Here is an 18954-nt window from a genome sequence, read left to right as displayed (position 1 = left end):
CCAACCGGTCGGTCGAAATTATTATTCCTCAAAAAACAGCGGCAGGCAAATGCTTTTTTCCATGCGTTTCAACCGGGAAAGACAAGCAAAGCTTCAGCACGCTGCAACCACAAGCTGCTGGCGCGCCTGCAGGGATGCGCTGGCCAAGGAGACGCTGTGCCCTGTTACTCGATCGAAGGCGTGATCCCGGTGGTCGACCCGGCCGCCTATGTCCATCCCACGGCGGTGCTGATCGGCGACGTCATCGTCGGCCCCGATTGTTACGTCGGCCCGGCGGCCTGCCTGCGCGGCGACTTCGGCCGCATCGTGCTGGAGCGTGGTGCCAACGTGCAGGACACCTGCGTGGTGCACGGCTTTCCGGGCCACGCCACGGTGGTGGGCGAGAACGGCCATATCGGCCACGGTGCGGTGCTGCACAGCTGCACGGTCGAGCGCGATGCGCTGGTGGGCATGAATGCGGTGGTGATGGATGAAGCGGTGGTGGGCGAACAATCCATCGTGGCCGCCTGCGCCTTCGTGCGGGCGGGCATGCAGATTCCCCCGCGCACCCTGGTGGCCGGTTTGCCGGCCAAGGTGGTGCGCGACCTGACGCAAGAAGAGATGGCCTGGAAACGGGCCGGTACCGAGACGTATCACGACCTTGCCAAGCGCAGCCTGAAGAGCCTGCGGGAGGTCAGCCCCCTGGCGCAGATCGAAGAAAACCGGCCGAGCCTGGCCGCGCCCTTCGTCGAACCGCTGATCGCGGCCAAACGGGCTTAGCAGGCGGCAACACATTTTTTTCAGTTTCAAGATTCACGCTTTTACATCACGCAGACGCAGGGCCGGTCCCTGCGGCAAGGACCGCGTTCGTCCAGCGCCGGCGTGATCCACTTCATGGAGAAGCAGCATGTATGCACAACTCGTAGAAACCGGACTGGCCAAGGTGCGCAGCGCCGACGACATGTCCCCCGAAGAACAGGCCTTCCAGGCGCGCATCGATGCGGGCGTCAAGATCGAGCCCAAGGACTGGATGCCCGAGGCCTATCGCAAGACCCTGGTGCGCCAGATCTCGCAGCACGCCCACTCGGAAATCGTCGGCCAGCTGCCCGAGGCCAACTGGGTCACGCGCGCCCCGACCCTGGAGCGCAAGGCCATCCTGCTGGCCAAGATCCAGGACGAAGCCGGGCACGGCCTCTACCTCTACAGCGCCGCAGAAACCCTGGGCGTGTCGCGCGACGCCCTGCTGGGCGACCTGCATGCGGGCAAGGCCAAGTACTCCAGCATCTTCAACTACCCGACCCTGAGCTGGGCCGACATGGGGGCCATCGGCTGGCTGGTGGATGGCTCGGCCATCATCAACCAGATCCCGCTGTGCCGCTGTTCCTATGGTCCCTACTCGCGCGCCATGGTGCGTGTGTGCAAGGAGGAATCCTTCCACGCCCGCCAGGGCTACGACATCATGCTGGCGCTGTGCCGTGGCACGCCGGAACAGAAGCAGATGGCGCAGGATGCGCTGAACCGCTGGTGGTGGCCGGCGCTGATGATGTTCGGCCCCTCCGATGCGGAATCGGTCAACAGCGCCCAGTCGATGCAATGGCGCATCAAGCTCTTCTCCAATGACGAACTGCGCCAGCGCATGGTCGACCAGACCATCCCGCAGATCGAATACCTGGGCCTCACCGTTCCCGACCCCGACCTCAAGTGGAACGAAGAACGTGGCCGCTACGACTTCGGTGACATCAACTGGGACGAATTCCACAACGTCCTGCGCGGCAACGGCCCCTGCAACCGCGAACGCCTGGCCACCCGCAAGAAAGCCTATGACGACGGTGCCTGGTTCCGCGATGCGCTGGTGGCGCATGCCGACAAGCGTGCCGCGCGCAAGGCGGCGTGATTCGCCGGCCGCGCATATCTGGATCGCTTCATCTCACAACCTGCCAGTGGCCGCCCGACCTCACCGGGTGGCCCGCCAACAAGGAAACGCATCATGAGCAAGGAATGGCCTCTCTGGGAAGTCTTCATCCGCAGCCAGCACGGTCTGGCCCACAAACACGTCGGCAGCCTGCATGCCCCCGATGGCGAGATGGCCATCAACAATGCGCGCGACGTCTACACGCGCCGCAATGAAGGCGTGGGCATCTGGGTGGTCCGTGCCGCCGACATCGTCTCCTCCAGCCCCGGCGACAAGGCGCCGCTGTTCGAACCGGCCAACAGCAAGGTGTATCGCCATCCGACCTTCTTCCCCATGCCGGCTGAACTGAAGAACCTGTAAGAGGCGCACCATGACCGATAAAACCGATTACGTGCGACGCCTGGGCGACAACGTCCTGGTGCTCTCGCAGCGCCTCTCCGAATGGTGTGGCAAGGGCCCGGCCCTGGAAGAAGACATGGCCCTGATCAACGTCTCGCTGGACCTGATCGGCCAGGCGCGCCTTTGGCTGGCCTACGCCGCCGAACTGGAAGGTGCAGGACGCAACGAAGACCAGCTGGCCTTCCTGCGCGATGCCCATCAGTTCCACAACCTGCTGCTGGTGGAGCTGCCCAATGGCAGCTATGCCGATACGCTGGCGCGCCAGTTCCTCTTCGATGTCTGGCATTACTTCCTGCTCGAAGGCCTGTGCGAAAGCAGCGATGCCCGCATCGCCGAGATCGCGCAGAAGTGCTTCAAGGAAGTCACCTATCACGTCCGTCGCAGCACCGACCTGATGATCCGCCTGGGGGACGGCACCGAGGAAAGCCACCGACGCATGCAGGACGCCATCGATGCGCTGTGGATGTACACCGGCGAACTGTTCACTGCCGACGCGCTGGACCAGGTCATGCAGGCCAACGGCATCGCGCCGGACCTCGGAGAGCTGCAGCAGAAGTGGCAGCAGCACGTCACCGAGGTGATGCGCGAAGCCACGCTGCAGCTGCCTGCGTCCGGACTGTGGATGCAGGGCGGCGGCAAGCAGGGCCGGCATACCGAACACCTGGGCTACCTGCTGGCGGAGATGCAGTTCCTGCAGCGCACCTATCCGGGAGCGAGCTGGTGAGCGAGCTGGCCTCCCGCGCGCAGACCCTGCAGGCGAGCATCTGGGAATGGCTGGAAGCCATTCCCGATCCGGAGATTCCGGTCATCTCGGTGGTCGACCTGGGCATCGTACGCGCCGTCGAGGTCTCCGAGGCGGATGCCGAGGCAGCACGCTGCACCGTGGTCATCACCCCCACCTATTCCGGCTGCCCGGCCATGGGCGTGATCGCACAGGACATCAGCACCGCCCTCAAGCAGCACGGCCTGGCCGAGGTGGCCATCCGCACGCAGCTGGCACCGGCCTGGAACACCGACTGGATGAGCGAGAAAGGCCGCAGCAACCTGCAGCAATACGGCATCGCGCCCCCGGCGCAGCAGGTCATCGACATTCGCGGCATCAGCCTGCGGCCACAGGCAGCACCCCGGGTGCAATGCCCGCATTGCGGTTCGATGCAGACGGTCTGCGTGAGCCAGTTCGGCTCCACCTCCTGCAAGGCGCTGTACCAGTGCAAGGACTGCCGCGAGCCGTTCGATTACTTCAAGGCGCATTGAGCCGCGCTCAATGTCCCAGAACAAAGGCACAAGATCATGAGCAAATTCTATCCACTGACCATCTCGGGCGTGAAGCAGGAAACGCGCGATACCATCGTGGTCTCCTTCGCCGTCCCGCCCGAATTGCAGGACACGTTTTCCTACCAGCAAGGCCAGCACCTGACGCTGCGCTCGCATATCGAGGGCGAGGAATTGCGCCGCTCCTATTCCATCTGCGCGGCGACCCAGGAAAAGCAGTTGCGCGTGGCCATCAAGCGCGTACCGGGCGGGCTGTTCTCGAACTGGGCCAATGAATCCTTTGTCCCGGGACAAAGCATCGAGGTGATGCCGCCCATGGGCCACTTCAACGTCCCGCTGGATGCGGCCAACCGCAAGCACTACCTGGCCTTTGCCGCCGGCAGCGGCATCACGCCGATGATCTCCATCATCAAAACCACGCTGCTGGCCGAACCGGACAGCCGTTTCACGTTGGTCTATGCCAATCGTGCTTCCTCCTCGGTGATCTTCAAGGAAGAAATCACCGACCTCAAGGATGCCTACCTCGAACGCCTCAACGTGATCTGGGTGATGAGCCGCGAGCAGCAGGACGTGGAACTGTTCAACGGCCGCATCGACCGCAGCAAGTGCGATGCCTTCTTCGACTCCTGGATCGATATCAAGGATGTGGACGCCGCCTTCCTGTGCGGCCCGGAAGAGATGGTGCAGGCCGTCTCCGACTCGCTGCAGGCGCATGGCATGCCCAAGGCGCAGATCAAGACCGAACTGTTCGCCGCCAGCGCGCCGACACGCGCGCATGCCTCGCGCCCGGTGGTGGGCAAGAAGGAATGCGAGGTCACGGTGATCGTCGACGGGTATCACAACGTCTTCACCATGGACAAGGAAAAGGAATCCGTGCTCGACGCAGGCCTGAAGCACGGCATCGACCTGCGCTACTCCTGCAAGGGGGGCGTGTGCGCCACCTGCCGCTGCAAGGTGGTCGAGGGCAAGGTCGACATGGATGCCAACTACGCGCTCGAAGACTACGAGATTGCGCGCGGCTTCGTCTTGAGCTGCCAGTCCTTCCCGGTCAGCGACAAGCTGCTGCTGGATTTCGACCAGGACAACTGAGGCGGCCACGTCCGCACGATGCTGCCCTCCCTTTGATCAGCCCCAGAACTTTCCCGAGCCCATGAGCGACTCCTCCATCCTCTTCGAGAACCATGACGGCATCGCCGTCATCACCCTGAACCGTCCCGACAAGCTCAACAGCTTCACCGTGGCCATGCACCTGGAGTTGCGCGAGGCCATCGCCGCGCTGCAGGCCGACACCAGCGTGCGGGTGCTGCTGCTCACCGGCGCCGGACGGGGCTTCTGCGCCGGCCAGGACCTGGGCGACCGCGCCGTCAAACCCGGTGATGGCGCCGTCGACCTGGGCGAATCCATCGACAAGTACTACGGTCCGCTGGTGAAGTCGCTGCGGGCGCTGCCCTTCCCGGTGATCTGCGCCGTCAATGGCGTGGCCGCCGGTGCGGGCGCGAACCTGCCGCTGGCCTGCGACATCGTGCTGGCCGCGCGTTCGGCCAGCTTCGTGGAAGTGTTCTGCAAGCTGGGGCTGATCCCTGATACCGGCGGCACCTACTTCCTGCCGCGCCTGGTGGGTACGGCACGCGCCATGGGCATGGCGCTGCTGGGCGACAAGATCAGCGCGGAGCAGGCCGAACGCTGGGGCCTGATCTGGAAGTGCGTGGACGACGACAAGCTCATGGAAGAGGCCTACGCCATGGCCACGCACTTCGCCCGCGCCCCGACCAAGGGCCTGGCCGCCACCAAGGCCACCCTGTATGCCAGCCCGGCCAACACGCTGCCCGAACAGCTGGATCTGGAGCGTGACACCATGCGCGCCCTCGGGCACAGCCGCGATTACCGCGAGGGCGTGAGCGCCTTCCTGGAAAAGCGCGCACCGCAATTCACGGGGCAATGACATGAGCGCAGCAGAGAACACCTGCGCCCTGCCCGCCACCGCTGCGGTGGCGGTGATCGGCAGTGGCACCATGGGTGCCGGGATTGCCCAGGTGGCGGCCATGGCCGGTCATCCGGTGCAGCTCTACGACAGCCGCGAGGGGGCCGCCACCAAGGCCATCGGCGAGATCCGCGCGACCCTCGACCGCCTGGCCAACAAGGGCAAGATCAGCGCCGAGCAAGCCGAGGGCGCCAGCGAGCGCCTGGCAGTGGCCGGCTCGCTGCAGGAGATGCGCGGCGCGCGCCTGGTGGTGGAAGCCATCGTCGAACAGCTTGCGGCCAAGCAGGAACTGTTCGGCAAGCTGGAAGCCATCGTCGATGCGCAGTGCATCCTGGCCAGCAATACGTCCTCGATCTCGATCACCCACATCGGCGCCACGCTGCGCCATCCCGAGCGCCTGGTGGGCATGCACTTCTTCAACCCGGTGCCGCAGATGGCGCTGGTGGAAATCATCCGCGGCCTGGCCAGCGATGGCGCCGTGGCGCGCTGCGTGCAGGACACCGCACGTGCCTGGGGCAAGGTACCGGTGCTGGCCAGCTCGACGCCGGGCTTCATCGTCAATCGCCTGGCGCGCCCCTACTACGCCGAAGCCCTGCGCGTGCTCAACGAATGCGGTGCGCAGCCGGCCACCATCGATGCCCTCCTGCGGGAGGCGGGGGGCTTTCGCATGGGGCCCTTCGAGCTGATGGACCTGATCGGGCATGACGTCAATTTCGCCGTCACGCAATCGGTGTTCCAGGCCTACTTCAACGATCCGCGTTTCACGCCTTCGCTGATCCAGCAGGAACTGGTGCACGCCGGTTACCTGGGCCGCAAGACCGGGCGCGGCTTCTATCGCTATGACGAGGCAGCCGACACGCCAGCGCCCGCGACCGAGCCGGTCTTCGACGTCCCCACGGTGCCGCTGCAATTGTTCGGCACGCATCCCCTGGTGGAAGTGGTCCGCGCCCGCTACAAGGGGCGCGTGGAATACTGCGCGCCGCGCGCGGACAACCTGCTCTTGAAGGGCGGCCCCGGCCGCCTCTACGTCACCGAGGGCCGCACCGCCACCCAGCAATCCTATGACTACAACATGCCCGACGTGGTGCTGGTGGACCTGGCCCTGGACTATGGCCAGGCCCCCCGCCTGGGCCTGGCCCGCGCCGACCAGTGCCGCGACCGTGCCTACCAGGCCGTGGCAGGCGTGCTGCAAAGCTGCGGCTTCGCCATCTCGCCCCTGCAGGACGTGCCGGGCATGGCGGTCATGCGTACCGTCTGCATGCTTGTCAACGAAGCTGCCGACGCCGTCAACCAGGGCGTCTGCAGCAGGAGTGACGCCGACATGGCCATGCAGAAGGGCGTCAATTATCCGCGCGGCCCCTTGGCCTGGGCCGATGCCATCGGCATCGACACGGTGGCCAACGTGCTGCGCCAGCTCAGTGCCACCTATGGCGAAGACCGCTACCGCGTCTCGCCCCTGCTCCAACGACTGCAAGCTTCCGGGAGGAAATTCCATGAGTGAGACCGCCTTGCCATTCCCATCCACCGGGATGGATCCACAAGCCCTGGCCGAGGCCACGGTGCGCGCCATGTACGCGCGCGACAACGCTTCCCAGTCCCTGGGGATGAAGGTGCTGGAAGTCGGCCCCGGCCGCGCGCGCCTGAGCATGCTGGTACGCAGCGACATGCTCAACGGCCACGCCACCTGCCATGGCGGTTTCATCTTCGCGCTGGCCGACAGCAGCTTTGCATTTGCCTGCAACAGCCGTAATCTCAACACCGTGGCATCGGGGTGCAGCATCGACTACGTGGCCCCTGCCCTGCGCGACGACGTGCTCACCGCAGAAGCGCAGGAGCGCACGCTAGCCGGCCGCACCGGCGTCTACGACATCACCGTGAGCAACCAGGACGGCAAGGTCATCGCGCTGTTCCGGGGCAAGTCCTATCGCATCAAGGGCGAGGTGATCGCAGGACTACCGGCGGCGCAGCAGGGCCACGCATAAAAGAACACCAATACCAACAGAGACAGGAGACCACCATGACCACCCGCACTCCACAACCCGGCGATCTGGAACCCATCGAAACCGCCAGCCGCGACGAACTGCAGGCGCTGCAGCTGCAACGCCTGAAATGGTCCTTGCAGCACGCCTATGACAACGTGGCGCACTACCGCAATGCCTTCGACCAGGCCGGCGTGCATCCGGACGACCTCAAGAGCCTGTCGGATCTCTCCAAATTCCCCTTCACCACCAAGCAGGACCTGCGCGACCACTATCCCTTCGGCATGTTTGCCGTGCCGCGCGAACAGGTGGTGCGGGTGCACGCCTCCAGCGGCACCACCGGCAAGCCGACCGTGGTGGGCTATACGCAGAACGACATCGACACCTGGGCCACCGTGGTGGCGCGCTCCATTCGCGCTGCCGGTGGCCGGCGTGGCGATATCGTGCAGATTTCCTATGGCTATGGCCTCTTCACCGGCGGCCTGGGCGCGCACTATGGTGCGGAAAAACTGGGCTGCACCGTCATCCCCATGTCGGGCGGCCAGACTGAAAAACAGGTGCAGCTCATTCGTGATTTCAAACCCAGCATCATCATGGTCACGCCCTCCTACATGCTCAACGTGATCGAGGAATTCCAGCGCCAGGGACTGGATGCGGCGGCCAGTTCGCTGAAGGTCGGCATCTTCGGTGCCGAGCCCTGGACCGATGCCATGCGCCGCGAGATCCAGCAGCGCGCCGGCATCGATGCGGTGGACATCTATGGCCTCTCCGAAGTGATGGGGCCGGGCGTGGCCAGCGAATGCATCGAGAGCAAGGATGGCCCGGTGATCTGGGAGGACCACTTCTATCCCGAGATCATCGACCCGGATACCGGTGAAGTGCTGCCCGATGGCGAGGAAGGCGAGCTGGTCTTTACCTCGCTGACCAAGGAAGCGCTGCCGATGATCCGCTACCGCACCCGCGACCTCACGCGCCTGTTGCCGCCGACCTCGCGCTCGATGCGCCGCATCGGCAAGATCACCGGCCGTTCGGATGACATGCTCATCATCCGTGGCGTGAACGTGTTCCCGACCCAGATCGAAGAGCTGATCCTGAAGCTGCCGCAACTGGCCCCGCAATACCAGTTGCAGATCGAACGCCACGGCCACATGGACAGCATGTGCGTCTTCGCCGAGCTGCGCGAGGATGCCTCCAACGAACACGTGGAAGCGCTGGAGAAGGAACTGCAGCACAGCATCAAGACCTATGTCGGCATCTCGACCAAGGTGACCGTGGTGCCGGCCGGCATGATCGAGCGCACCTCGGTGGGCAAGGCCAAGCGCGTGATCGACCATCGCAAGAAGGCCGAAGCCGCCGCCACGTCGGCCGTTCCGGCCTGATGCCCGGCCCTGCAACCCTTGATCCAGGAAGAAAGAGACCTATGGAAGCATTGATCTGTGACGCCATCCGCACGCCCTTCGGCCGCTACGGTGGCGCTCTCGGCGCGGTACGCGCCGACGACCTCGCGGCCGCGCCCATTCGCAGCCTCATGGAGCGCAACCCCGGCGTCGACTGGAGCCGCGTCGACGACATCCTCTACGGCTGCGCCAACCAGGCCGGCGAAGACAACCGCAACGTGGCCCGCATGGCCGGTTTGCTGGCCGGCCTGCCCATCGAGGTACCGGGCACGACCCTCAACCGCCTGTGCGGCTCCAGCCTCGATGCCGTGGGCATGGCCGCACGCGCCATCAAGTCGGGCGAGGTGCAGCTGATGATCGCCGGCGGCGTGGAGAGCATGACGCGCGCGCCCTTCGTGATGGGCAAGGCGGAATCGGCCTTCTCGCGCAGTGCCGCGATCTTCGATACCACCATCGGCTGGCGCTTCGTCAATCCGCTGATGAAGGCGCAGTACGGCATCGACTCCATGCCCGAGACGGCCGAAAACGTCGCCACCGATTTCAACATCAACCGGGCCGACCAGGATGCTTTTGCGCTGCGCAGCCAGCAACGCTGGGCCGCAGCGCAGGAGGCCGGTTTCTTCGCGGGCGAGATCGCACCGCTGGCCATCCCGCAGAAGAAGGGCGATCCGCTCATCGTCACCACCGACGAACATCCGCGTCCGGACACTACCCTGGCCACGCTGGCCAAACTCAAGGGCGTGGTGCGTCCCGATGGCACGGTCACGGCCGGCAATGCCTCCGGCGTCAACGACGGGGCCTGCGCGCTGCTGCTGGCCTCGCCCAAGGCCGCCGACCTGTATCGCATGAAGCCCCGTGCGCGCGTGCTGGGCATGGCCACGGCAGGCGTGGCGCCGCGCATCATGGGCTTCGGCCCGGCACCGGCGGCACGCAAGGTGCTGGCGCAAGTCGGCCTGACGCTGGCGCAGATGGACGTGATCGAACTCAACGAAGCCTTTGCCGCGCAGGGGCTGGCCGTGACGCGCGATCTCGGCTTGCCCGACGATGCCGCGCACGTCAATCCGAATGGCGGCGCCATTGCCATCGGCCACCCGCTGGGCGCTTCCGGTGCACGGCTTGTGACGACCGCCCTCAACCAGCTGGAGCGCACCGGTGGGCGCTATGCGCTGTGCACCATGTGCATCGGCGTGGGCCAGGGCATTGCGCTGGTGATCGAACGGGTAGCGTAAGGCCTCGGCAACGGCCCGTGCGCGCATGTTTGCTGGCTTGCAACATGCCGCGCACGGCAGCAGCACTTCACGAAGTTGACATCGGGATCGGGTAAAATGCCCGGCCACGGCAGGCCTTTGCCGAGCTCCGGAGCTCGCCGCCCTGCCCCCGAATCCACCCCGCCGGCCTGCGCGCCGGCCCTTCGCCAGTGCAGCACCATGAGCAAGCAAGCCAACAGCGCCCCCGGCCGCCAGCCGAACCGGGCCAAACCCACTGCCGAGAGCGCCCCGCAGGCGCATGAGATCCGCCCCGGCCAGTCCATCGAACTGCTCAAGGAACTCCACATCCTGACGCGCGACGGCAAGCTGAACCAGGACAGCCGCCGCAAGCTCAAGCAGGTCTACCACCTCTACCAGTTCATCGAACCGCTGCTGCAGGAAGTGCTGGATGATCATCCCGACGTGAGCCTGGTCGACCATGGCGCGGGCAAGTCCTATCTCGGTTTCATCCTCTACGACCTGTTCTTCAAAAGCCTGCAGGGTGCACCGCGCATCTATGGCATCGAAACGCGCGAAGAGCTGGTGCGCAAGTCCGAAGAACTGGCTGCACGCCTGGGCTTTGGCGGCATGTCCTTCCTGAACCTGTCGGTGGCCGATTCCACCACCTCGTCCAGCCTGCCGGAAAAGATCGACGTGGTCACCGCCCTGCACGCCTGCGACACCGCCACCGATGACGCCATCCATTTCGCGCTGGCCAAACAGGCGCGCTTCATCGTGCTGGTACCGTGCTGCCAGGCCGAAGTGGCCTCGGTGCTCAATCGCAACAAGGGCAAGTCGCTCGCCAATTCGCTCACCGAGATCTGGCGCCACCCGCTGCACACGCGCGAATTCGGCAGCCAGGTCACCAATGTGCTGCGCTGCCTGCAGCTGGAAGCGCATGGCTACAAGGTCAGCGTGACCGAGCTGGTGGGCTGGGAACATTCGATGAAGAACGAGTTGATCATTGCGCAATACCGCGACCTGCCGCGCCGCCGCCCGGCCGAGCGCCTGCAGGAAGTGCTGCGCACGCTGGGGCTGGAAGAGATGGGCGAACGCTTCTTCGCCCCCCTGGCCGCCTGAGCCGGCGCCAGCAGGCAAGCGGACGGGAACGTTTCTTGCTGGACAGGAATGACAGGGTCAGGCTTCATTTGCCGCCGTCCCTGCCGATAACATCGGATTGGAATACGGCAATTGCAGCACAGCAGCACAGGCAGTCCGGCCGCACGCCCTTGGCGTGACTGGCCGCAGGGAGACCGGGCAACCGGATTGGGCAAGGGGCCGGCCGCACGCCGGGAAATGCAGATGAGCACATGAGAGCCACCATCGATATGGAATCGCTGATTGCCGACAACGAGCAACTGAGGAGCGAACTGCAGGAGCTGCTGCAGCAGGCGCACATCAACCAGTCCATCATCGAGCGCCACCAGGCCTTCGACCTGAAACTGATCGGCGCCAGCGAATTCCGCGAGCTGATCGACGTCATCCTCACCGTCATGCCGGGCGTGTTCAGCCTGGAGACGGTGACGCTGTCTCTCATCGATGGCGACTACGCGATCCAGCGCATCCTGCGCGACCTGCAGATCGGCGTGAACGAATTTCCCAAGCTGCTGTTCCTGAAAGCCCCGCTGCATTTCATCGACGAAGATGGTCCGCTGGAAGATGAAAAGCCGCGCCTGGGCCAGTACGTGCCGGCCCTGCACGGCGCGCTGTTCCCAAATTACCAGCCGGTGAGCGTGGCGGTGCTGCCGCTGGTGCGCCAGCATCGCTTGCTGGGCTATCTGTCGCTGGGTAGCGCCTATGCCGAGCGCTTCACCCGCAGCCTGGCCACCGACTTCATCCAGCGCCTGGCCACTGTCGCCGCCATCTGCCTGGAAAACGTCATCAACAACGAACGCCTGAAGCACATCGGCCTCACCGATCCGCTCACGGGCGTGAACAACCGCCGCTACATCGAGCAGCGCATGCAGGAAGAAGTGGCGCGCAGCCAGCGTGACCGCTCGGCACTGTCTTGCCTGTTCATCGACATCGACCATTTCAAGCGCGTCAACGACCAGTTCGGCCACCAGAGCGGCGATGATGTGCTGCGTGAAGTGGCCGCGCGCATCAAGAAGGAACTGCGTCTCTCGGATGCGCTGGGACGCTTCGGCGGGGAAGAATTCGTGGTGCTGCTCACGCACGCCACGCGGGACGACGCGGAACGCATCGCCGAGCGCATCCGCGCCGGCATCTGCAGCCGTGGCGTGATGATCGAAGGTTCGCGCGATCCGCTGCGCATCAGCGCCTCCATCGGCGCGGCCGCGCTGTCACCGCCGGAGCGCAGCCGTCCCGCCGCCGAGGTCAAGCAGGCCATGCTCAAGGCCGCCGACCAGGCGCTCTACCAGGCCAAGGAAGCCGGGCGCAACCGCGTCATGCTGGCACCGGCCGACTGAACATCTGATCAGGCCGGCTGCGCGGCCACACGGCGATCGCGCACGATCCAGGGCGCGGCGATGATAAGCACGCCGCCGATGAGGTCCTGCGGCCGCAGCTCAGCCGCGCCCAGCATCCAGGCCGAGAAGGTCGCCACCAGGATTTCAGCCAGCATGATGACGGCCGCGATGTTGGCCGGCAGGCGCGCCACCCCATATTGCAGGCTCAGGTTCGATACCAGGAACAGCACCGCCCACAGCGCCACCACGGGTACGGCCGCCATCGGCAGGGGCAGCGGCCAGGCCACCATGCCGGCCGCCGACAGCACCACGCCCAGCAGGCTGGCGAAGACGCCGCTACCGGCCAGCATCGCCACGGCCCGCGTACCATCGGAGAAGCCGTGCAGGCGGCGCAGCAGCACGTTGGTCACGGCAAAGAGCAGGCCCGAGGCCACCGCCATCCAGTCCGGCAGGCTCTGCGGCAGCGGCAGCCCCAGGCGCGGCTGGTACAGCACGATGAAGGCGCCGCCCAGGCCCAGGGCCACGCGCGCCAGCGAACGCGGGGTGATGGCCTCGTGCAGCACAAGGCGCGCCAGGATCACGGTCCATACCGGCATCAGGTAGAACAGCAGGATCACCCGCACCACGTCGCCATAGGCCACCGCCATGTTGAAGGAGGCATTGGTCAGGCCCGTGGCCAGCCCCACGCCCAGCAGGGCCGGATGGCGCCACAGCAGTGGCAGTTCGCGATGGCGCAGGGTCAGCAGCAAGAGCGCACAGCCGCTGAAGATGGCGGCCGTGGCCCAGAGCGGATGCAGGCCCATGCCTTCCAGCGCGCGCGTGCCAGTCCAGGACAGGCCCCAGATGAAGGTGTTGAGCAGCAAGGCGGCGACGGCGGATTTGGGAATGGGTTGCATGTCTTGTTCAGGAGGAAGCGCGTAGGTCAATCCGGCAGGTAAGCCAATGTACTTGCGTAGCCGCAGACGGATGGATGGCCGGCGCTGATAGCGGGTATTAATCCACGCTTAATGCTCGACAGAAGGAGCATTAACAAAATCAAAATGCCGTTCAGTGCAGCACTGAACGGCATTGACTTGCAGCACGGCCGCAGCCGGTCGATCAGCTGCGCTTGGCCTCGGCCTGCAGGCGTTCGTACTTGTCCATCAGCTGCTCTCGGCTTTCCCGCCAGGCCGGGTTGAAGGGGATGCAGGCCACCGGGCAGACCTGCTGGCACTGCGGTTCCTCGAAATGGCCGACGCATTCGGTACATTTGTCCGGATCGATCTCGTAGATCTGCGGCCCCATGTAAATGGCCTCGTTGGGGCATTCCGGTTCGCAGACGTCGCAGTTGATGCAATCGTCGGTAATCATCAGTGCCATTGCCGCACCTCGCTTGCTTGAAACATCATTGCCCTGCCTTTTGCTTGCCTTGCGTCCTGTGCCTCGCCAGCCTCATTGCTTGGCGATCTTTTCCTTGAGCCACTTCTCCACCGACGGGAACACGAACTTGGACACGTCGCCGCCCAGCTGCGCAATCTCGCGCACGATGGTGCCGGAGATGAACTGGTACTGGTCGGACGGGGTCAGGAACAGCGTTTCCACGTCCGGCAGCAGGTAGCGGTTCATGCCGGCCATCTGGAATTCGTATTCGAAGTCCGAGACCGCGCGCAGGCCGCGCACGATGACGCGCGCATTGTTCTGGCGCACGAAATCCTTCAACAGACCCGAGAAACTCTCCACCTGCACGTTCGGATAATGCCCCAGCACTTCATTGGCAATCGACAGGCGCTCTTCGAGCGAAAAGAAGGGCTTCTTGTTCTTGCTGTCGGCTACGCCCACGACCAGCTTGTCGAACAATCCGGATGCGCGGCGGACCAGGTCCTCATGGCCGCGCGTCAACGGATCGAATGTCCCCGGATATACAGCTGTGACCATGGTGTCTCCTCTCCGGCTATTGAATCAGAAGGCGCATTATGCCTCAATTTGGGTGCCGCTTTTGCGTTGCAATAAATGATAGAAGACCATGCCGGCCTTGTCGGCGCGGACCACTTCCCAGTCCTGCATCCATTCGGGGGCCTGCTCGCCATCGAGCGGATATTCAGCTTCCGCATAGACCAGCCCGGAAGGGGTGAGCAAAGGCATGCACGCCGGCAACACTTTTTCCAGCCAGCCCTGGTGATAGGGGGGATCGATGAAGACCAGGCCGTAGCCGCCCGGCTCGCGCTGGGCCGCGCTCTGCACCGCGGCCAGGGCGTCGCCGCGGACGATGGCCAGCTTGTCGGCCTTGAGCTTGTCGCGGTTGGCTTCCAGCTGGCGCACGGCCGGGCCGCTGTTTTCCACCATCACCACGCGGCGTGCACCGCGGCTGGCCGCTTCGAAACCGAGGGCGCCGGAGCCGGCGAAGAGGTCCATGCAGGCCACCTGCTCCCAGGCACCATCGATGAGATGGGTGATCCAGTTGAAGACCGTCTCGCGCACGCGGTCGGGCGTCGGGCGCAGGCCTTCGGCGTCCAGCACCGGCAGCGGCGTGCGCTTCCACTGGCCGCCGATGATGCGCACCTGGTGCGGGCCACGGTTGACGGGCCGGGATGGCTTGCCGCCCTTGGAGGGCGTGCCATGGGAGGGGGGACTGCTCTTGCGCATGACTTTCCTTGCTGCTGACGGCGGGGCCGTCGATGGGACCGGGGGATCCCGTGATTCTCGAATGAAATGAACTAACTAAATGATTTACTCGGCAGCTTCACCGACGATGACGGTGGACAACGCGTCCGGATGCACATGCTTGCGGAAGGCCGCACGCACATCCTGCACGCTCACCGCGCGGATGCGCTCGATCCAGTGATCGAGGTAATCCAGCGGCAGGCCATAGAAACCGATCACCGAGAGATTCTCAAGCAGCTTGGCATTGCTGTCGATGCGCAGGGCGAAACCACCGGCGAGGTTGTCCTTGGCGGCCTTCAGTTCGGCGGCGGTCGGGCCTTCCTGCAGGAATTTGTCCAGCGTGGCGCGGGTCACGCGCAGGGCTTCGGCAGTCTGCTCCTTCTTGGTCTGCAGGCCGATCTGGAAGGGCCCCGGCTGGGCCAGCGGCGAAAAATAGCTGTAGACGCTGTAGCTGAGGCCACGCTTTTCGCGCACTTCATCGGTCAGGCGCGAGACGAAACCGCCACCGCCCAGCACATAGTTGCCGACCGTGAGCGCAAAGAAATCATTGTCGCCGCGCTGGATGGCCGGGGCACCGATGAGGATGTGCGATTGCGAGGCCGGGTGGGCGATGCGGCGCTCCACGCCCTTGGGTGCGGCCACCTGTGGCAGGGCCGGCAAGGCGCTGCCCTGCGGCAGGTCGCGCGTGAGGGCGCTGGCGATGCTGCGGGCCTGCGCTTCGGTGATGTCGCCGATCAGGGCGATGACGGCGCGGTTGGCCACGTAGTGGGCGCGATGGAAGGCCAGCAGGTCGTCGCGGGTGATGGCCTGCAGGCTGGTTTCGCTGGCATCGACGGCATAGGGATGGCTGCCGTAGGCGGCTTCCATGAAGGCCTTCTCGGCGATGGTTTCTGGCTTGGTCAGTTCTTCCTTCAGGTTGGCGATGGCCAGCGCGCGGTCACGCTCCAGGCCCGCCTGCGGGAAGGCCGGATGGGCCAGCATGCGGGCCAGCAAACCCAGCGCAGCATCGCGTTCGGCGGGTGAGGACAGGCTGCGCAGGCTCACGCCGGCACGGTCCTGCCCGGCTCCGCCGGTCTGCTGGGCGGCCACATCGGCAAAGCCGTCGAGGATCTGGGCTTCGGTCAGTGCCGGGGCGCCGTTGGCGGCCTCCACGCCGCGCGTGAGGCTGGCCACGGTCAGCTCGGCCAGGCCGGCCTTGGCGGCGGGATCACGGCGCTGGCCGGCATCGAACTGAACGCTCACATCCAGCATCGGTATGGAATGATTGGCCACGAACAGCACGCGCGCGCCATCGGGCTGGGTCCAGGATTGGATGGCCAGGGCCGCCGAGGCGGGTGCGCTGGAGAGCAAGGCCAGCGGGAACAGCAGGAGCGAGAAGATGTTTTTCATGGAAACGGAAATCGAAAGCGACGGGGCAAGCGTGATGTCATGCGTTCTGTTCAGGGGCAGGGACAGGCTGCCCACCTATCCACTGCAGGATGGGCTGCCACTGGTCGAGATCGCGCTGCACGCGCGAGGGCGCGATATCCCACAGGGTCAGGCCGTGGGCGGCCAGCTGCACATAGTTCTGGGTATCGCGCAGATGGCCCAGCACCGGCAGCTTCAAACCCTCGATGAAGCGCTGCAGCTGCTCGGCCGAGCGGGTGCGGGCATCGACCCGCATGCCGACGATGCCGACATCGATCTCGCCGTCGCGCACCGCCTTTTCATTGGCCAGGCGGCGCAGGAAATCCTGCGTGGCGAGGATATCGAAGATCGAGGGCTGCAACGGTACCAGGATCTTGTCGGCCAGCTTGAGGGTATCGTTGAGGCGCCAGCCATGCAGCCCGGCGGGCGTGTCCAGCACCACGTGCGTGCTGCCCTTGGGCGGCTTGGCGACGTAGTCCTCGCTGATGTCCCAGGTGCTGATGGGGCGCGCCTGTTCCGGACGGATCGACAGCCAGGCGCGCGAAGATTGCTGGCGGTCGATGTCGCCCAGCATCACGGCATGGCCCTGGCTTGCGAAATAACCGGCCAGGTTGGTGGCCAGGGTGGTCTTGCCTACGCCTCCCTTGGGATTGGCGACGACGATGACGGGCATGGTTTTCTCCGTAAAGAACAGAAGCCGATCGATCAGGAAAGGAAGAACTCAGCGACTTGGATACACCATTAAGCTGACGTTAATGCCATGCAATACAGCATTGAGCCCGGCTTAATGGTGCAAAAAACGTCAATCCTCAATGCAACAAGCCCGGTGGCGGCGCGGCGGGCTTCTTGCCGTCCAGCGGCAGGGGCACCAGCGTGGCGACCGTGAGCGTATCGTCCTTGAAGTATTTCTGGGCGACCGCCTGCACCTGGGCAGCGGTCACGCTTTTCAGGCGGTCGATGATGCGGTCGATGTTCTTCTGGCCCAGGCCGGTGGTTTCCATCATGCCGATCTCCATGGCCTGGCCGAAGACGGAATCGCGCTTGTAGACCTGGGAGGCGATCAGCTGCGTCTTCACCCGCTGCAGTTCCTGCTCGGAGACGCCTTCACTGGCGATGCGCTGGACCTCGGCGCGCAGCAGGCCTTCGAGCTGTTCGGTGGTGACGCCGTTGGCCGGGCTGCCTTCCAGCGTGAACAGCACCGGACCGCGCGCCACGCCGCTGTAGCTGGCGCCCACTGCGGTGGCCTGGCTGGCGGTGCGCACCAGGTTGGCGGTCAGGCGGGCATTGTCATAGCCGTCCAGCACGGCGGAGAGCACATCCAGGGCGTAGGCTTCCTGGTCGGCTTCCACATTGCGCAGGGCCGGGACCTTCCAGGCCATCACCACATAGGGATTTTCGGCCGGTGCCTTCACGGTGACGCGGCGCAAGCCCAGTTGCTCGGGCTCGTTCTGCGGCTTGCCCACGGGCACGGGGTGGGACGGGATCTTGCCGAAATATTTTTTGGCCAGGGCCAGCACGCGCTGGGCATCGACATCCCCGGCCACCACCAGCGTGGCGTTGTTGGGGGCGTACCACTGGCGGTACCAGTTGGCGATGTCCTGCACCGTCATGTGCTGCAGGTCGTCCATCCAGCCGACCACGGGGTGGTGATAGGGGTGGGCGGTCCAGGCGGCGGCGTTCAGGGCTTCGTTCAACAGGCCCATGGGCTGGTCATCGGTGCGCCAGCGGCGCTCTTCCATGATGACGCGGATTTCCTTGGCGAATTCCTTGGCGTCGAATTGCAGGTTGGCCATGCGGTCGGCTTCGAGCGCCATCACCTTTTCCAGGTGGCTCTTTTCGATCTGCTGGAAGTAGGCGGTGAAGTCATTGGCGGTGAAGGCGTTTTCCTGCCCGCCCAGCTCGGCCACGAGGCGGCTGAAATCGCCGACCTTGTGGTTCTTCGTGCCCTTGAACATCATGTGTTCCAGCGCATGCGAGACCCCCGTGGTGCCGTTGAGTTCGTCAATGCTGCCGACCTTGTACCAGACCATCTGCACCGCAGTGGGCGCGCGCCGGTCTTCCTTGACGACCACCTTCATGCCGTTGGCCAGCACGAATTCGCGCGCCGGCTCGGCCCGCACCTGCGCCGCCGTGGTGGCCAGCAGGCTCAGCAGGGCGGTGGCCAGGAGGGCTCTGATCTTCGATTTCATGGGCTGTGCTCTGATAAAATGCAGGATTCATTGACCCTGGCGGCCAGGCGCGGGTCTTGTGGAAGGGCAATTGTAACCTGTCCACTGCGGTTGTCAGGGCAGCCACGCGCCTGGCCGCCAGGG

Annotated in this window: 20 protein-coding genes; 13 read left to right on the top strand and 7 right to left on the bottom strand. The window is 65.0% G+C overall.

The genetic code is table 11. The annotated features are described in order from the left end of the window. Positions 1-156 precede the first annotated feature (156 nt). The 13 genes from FYB76_RS13900 (at position 157) to FYB76_RS13840 (ending at position 12595) form a co-directional block, all read left to right on the top strand. Positions 157-759, top strand: a complete 603-nt coding sequence (locus tag FYB76_RS13900; protein WP_088756861.1) for a phenylacetic acid degradation protein PaaY — start codon at positions 157-159, stop codon at positions 757-759. Positions 760-886: 127 nt separating this feature from the next. Next, positions 887-1873 (top strand): 1,2-phenylacetyl-CoA epoxidase subunit PaaA, encoded by a 987-nt coding sequence (gene paaA, locus FYB76_RS13895; RefSeq protein ID WP_088756860.1) that lies wholly within the window; start codon positions 887-889, stop codon positions 1871-1873. Positions 1874-1966: 93 nt separating this feature from the next. After that, the gene (gene paaB / locus FYB76_RS13890; protein WP_008332574.1) at positions 1967-2251 is read left to right on the top strand and encodes a 1,2-phenylacetyl-CoA epoxidase subunit PaaB; all 285 of its coding nucleotides are present in this window, start codon (positions 1967-1969) and stop codon (positions 2249-2251) included. Positions 2252-2261: 10 nt separating this feature from the next. Continuing rightward, positions 2262-3014: a 1,2-phenylacetyl-CoA epoxidase subunit PaaC gene (paaC, locus tag FYB76_RS13885; protein ID WP_088756859.1), complete on the top strand. Its 753-nt coding sequence runs from the start codon at positions 2262-2264 to the stop codon at positions 3012-3014. Continuing rightward, entirely contained in the window at positions 3011-3544 is a 534-nt protein-coding gene (gene paaD, locus FYB76_RS13880; RefSeq protein ID WP_088756858.1) for a 1,2-phenylacetyl-CoA epoxidase subunit PaaD, read from the top strand. The genes paaC and paaD overlap by 4 nt, the downstream gene beginning before the upstream one ends. A gap of 36 nt (positions 3545-3580) precedes the next feature. Then, positions 3581-4651 carry a 1,2-phenylacetyl-CoA epoxidase subunit PaaE gene (gene paaE / locus FYB76_RS13875; RefSeq protein WP_154134016.1) on the top strand — a complete coding sequence of 357 codons (1071 nt, stop codon included), beginning with the start codon at positions 3581-3583 and terminating at the stop codon, positions 4649-4651. Between the two features lie 61 nt (positions 4652-4712). Next, positions 4713-5504 carry a 2-(1,2-epoxy-1,2-dihydrophenyl)acetyl-CoA isomerase PaaG gene (paaG, locus tag FYB76_RS13870; protein ID WP_154134015.1) on the top strand — a complete coding sequence of 264 codons (792 nt, stop codon included), beginning with the start codon at positions 4713-4715 and terminating at the stop codon, positions 5502-5504. A gap of 1 nt (position 5505) precedes the next feature. Then, positions 5506-7044, top strand: coding sequence for a 3-hydroxyacyl-CoA dehydrogenase (locus FYB76_RS13865; RefSeq protein WP_154134013.1), 1539 nt, complete (start codon positions 5506-5508; stop codon positions 7042-7044). Continuing rightward, positions 7037-7525: a hydroxyphenylacetyl-CoA thioesterase PaaI gene (gene paaI / locus FYB76_RS13860; RefSeq protein WP_154134012.1), complete on the top strand. Its 489-nt coding sequence runs from the start codon at positions 7037-7039 to the stop codon at positions 7523-7525. The genes FYB76_RS13865 and paaI overlap by 8 nt, the downstream gene beginning before the upstream one ends. Positions 7526-7560: 35 nt before the next feature. Continuing rightward, positions 7561-8901 (top strand): phenylacetate--CoA ligase PaaK, encoded by a 1341-nt coding sequence (gene paaK, locus FYB76_RS13855; RefSeq protein WP_088756853.1) that lies wholly within the window; start codon positions 7561-7563, stop codon positions 8899-8901. 41 nt (positions 8902-8942) lie between these two features. Continuing rightward, positions 8943-10148 carry a 3-oxoadipyl-CoA thiolase gene (gene pcaF, locus FYB76_RS13850; RefSeq protein WP_154134011.1) on the top strand — a complete coding sequence of 402 codons (1206 nt, stop codon included), beginning with the start codon at positions 8943-8945 and terminating at the stop codon, positions 10146-10148. A 198-nt stretch (positions 10149-10346) separates the two neighbouring features. Next, complete coding sequence (locus FYB76_RS13845) at positions 10347-11246, top strand: SAM-dependent methyltransferase (protein ID WP_154134010.1); 900 nt, start codon at positions 10347-10349, stop codon at positions 11244-11246. Positions 11247-11476: 230 nt separating this feature from the next. Beyond that, the gene (locus tag FYB76_RS13840) at positions 11477-12595 is read left to right on the top strand and encodes a sensor domain-containing diguanylate cyclase (RefSeq protein ID WP_154134009.1); all 1119 of its coding nucleotides are present in this window, start codon (positions 11477-11479) and stop codon (positions 12593-12595) included. An 8-nt stretch (positions 12596-12603) separates the two neighbouring features. Here the strand turns inward: FYB76_RS13840 and FYB76_RS13835 are convergent, their stop codons facing one another. The 7 genes from FYB76_RS13835 to FYB76_RS13805 all read right to left on the bottom strand — a co-directional run bounded on the left by FYB76_RS13835 (position 12604) and on the right by FYB76_RS13805 (position 18831). Next, on the bottom strand, positions 12604-13491 hold the full coding sequence (locus FYB76_RS13835) for a DMT family transporter (RefSeq protein ID WP_154134008.1): 888 nt from the start codon (positions 13489-13491) through the stop codon (positions 12604-12606). Positions 13492-13693: 202 nt separating this feature from the next. After that, a complete protein-coding gene (locus FYB76_RS13830) occupies positions 13694-13954 on the bottom strand; it encodes a YfhL family 4Fe-4S dicluster ferredoxin (protein WP_034330680.1) in 261 nt (86 codons plus the stop codon). A gap of 72 nt (positions 13955-14026) precedes the next feature. Then, a complete protein-coding gene (gene coaD, locus FYB76_RS13825; protein WP_006461533.1) occupies positions 14027-14509 on the bottom strand; it encodes a pantetheine-phosphate adenylyltransferase in 483 nt (160 codons plus the stop codon). A gap of 36 nt (positions 14510-14545) precedes the next feature. Continuing rightward, entirely contained in the window at positions 14546-15217 is a 672-nt protein-coding gene (rsmD, locus tag FYB76_RS13820) for a 16S rRNA (guanine(966)-N(2))-methyltransferase RsmD (protein WP_154134006.1), read from the bottom strand. Positions 15218-15301: 84 nt separating this feature from the next. Further along, positions 15302-16624 carry a pitrilysin family protein gene (locus FYB76_RS13815; RefSeq protein ID WP_154134005.1) on the bottom strand — a complete coding sequence of 441 codons (1323 nt, stop codon included), beginning with the start codon at positions 16622-16624 and terminating at the stop codon, positions 15302-15304. A 37-nt stretch (positions 16625-16661) separates the two neighbouring features. After that, positions 16662-17315 (bottom strand): ParA family protein, encoded by a 654-nt coding sequence (locus FYB76_RS13810; protein ID WP_154134004.1) that lies wholly within the window; start codon positions 17313-17315, stop codon positions 16662-16664. A gap of 136 nt (positions 17316-17451) precedes the next feature. Further along, the gene (locus FYB76_RS13805) at positions 17452-18831 is read right to left on the bottom strand and encodes a pitrilysin family protein (RefSeq protein ID WP_154134003.1); all 1380 of its coding nucleotides are present in this window, start codon (positions 18829-18831) and stop codon (positions 17452-17454) included. Positions 18832-18954 lie beyond the last annotated feature (123 nt).

The sequence above is a fragment of the Herbaspirillum sp. CAH-3 genome (genome assembly GCF_009668275.1).
In the GTDB taxonomy this organism is placed as follows: domain Bacteria; phylum Pseudomonadota; class Gammaproteobacteria; order Burkholderiales; family Burkholderiaceae_D; genus Herbaspirillum; species Herbaspirillum aquaticum.
Note: the sequence above shows the minus strand (reverse complement) of the source record. Positions and strands in the feature narration are given on the sequence as shown.

Bases quoted from the DNA above. Each gene is read 5' to 3' on its own strand.
- FYB76_RS13835 (WP_154134008.1), bottom strand. From the start codon at position 13,491: ATGCAACCCATTCCCAAATCCGCCGTCGCCGCCTTGCTGCTCAACACC.
- FYB76_RS13865 (WP_154134013.1), top strand. From the start codon at position 5,506: ATGAGCGCAGCAGAGAACACCTGCGCCCTGCCCGCCACCGCTGCGGTG.
- paaA (WP_088756860.1), top strand. From the start codon at position 887: ATGTATGCACAACTCGTAGAAACCGGACTGGCCAAGGTGCGCAGCGCC.
- paaK (WP_088756853.1), top strand. From the start codon at position 7,561: ATGACCACCCGCACTCCACAACCCGGCGATCTGGAACCCATCGAAACC.
- coaD (WP_006461533.1), bottom strand. From the start codon at position 14,509: ATGGTCACAGCTGTATATCCGGGGACATTCGATCCGTTGACGCGCGGC.
- FYB76_RS13810 (WP_154134004.1), bottom strand. From the start codon at position 17,315: ATGCCCGTCATCGTCGTCGCCAATCCCAAGGGAGGCGTAGGCAAGACC.
- paaI (WP_154134012.1), top strand. From the start codon at position 7,037: ATGAGTGAGACCGCCTTGCCATTCCCATCCACCGGGATGGATCCACAA.
- FYB76_RS13845 (WP_154134010.1), top strand. From the start codon at position 10,347: ATGAGCAAGCAAGCCAACAGCGCCCCCGGCCGCCAGCCGAACCGGGCC.
- paaE (WP_154134016.1), top strand. From the start codon at position 3,581: ATGAGCAAATTCTATCCACTGACCATCTCGGGCGTGAAGCAGGAAACG.
- rsmD (WP_154134006.1), bottom strand. From the start codon at position 15,217: ATGCGCAAGAGCAGTCCCCCCTCCCATGGCACGCCCTCCAAGGGCGGC.
- FYB76_RS13840 (WP_154134009.1), top strand. From the start codon at position 11,477: ATGAGAGCCACCATCGATATGGAATCGCTGATTGCCGACAACGAGCAA.
- FYB76_RS13815 (WP_154134005.1), bottom strand. From the start codon at position 16,624: ATGAAAAACATCTTCTCGCTCCTGCTGTTCCCGCTGGCCTTGCTCTCC.
- FYB76_RS13805 (WP_154134003.1), bottom strand. From the start codon at position 18,831: ATGAAATCGAAGATCAGAGCCCTCCTGGCCACCGCCCTGCTGAGCCTG.
- FYB76_RS13830 (WP_034330680.1), bottom strand. From the start codon at position 13,954: ATGGCACTGATGATTACCGACGATTGCATCAACTGCGACGTCTGCGAA.
- paaB (WP_008332574.1), top strand. From the start codon at position 1,967: ATGAGCAAGGAATGGCCTCTCTGGGAAGTCTTCATCCGCAGCCAGCAC.
- paaC (WP_088756859.1), top strand. From the start codon at position 2,262: ATGACCGATAAAACCGATTACGTGCGACGCCTGGGCGACAACGTCCTG.
- paaG (WP_154134015.1), top strand. From the start codon at position 4,713: ATGAGCGACTCCTCCATCCTCTTCGAGAACCATGACGGCATCGCCGTC.
- pcaF (WP_154134011.1), top strand. From the start codon at position 8,943: ATGGAAGCATTGATCTGTGACGCCATCCGCACGCCCTTCGGCCGCTAC.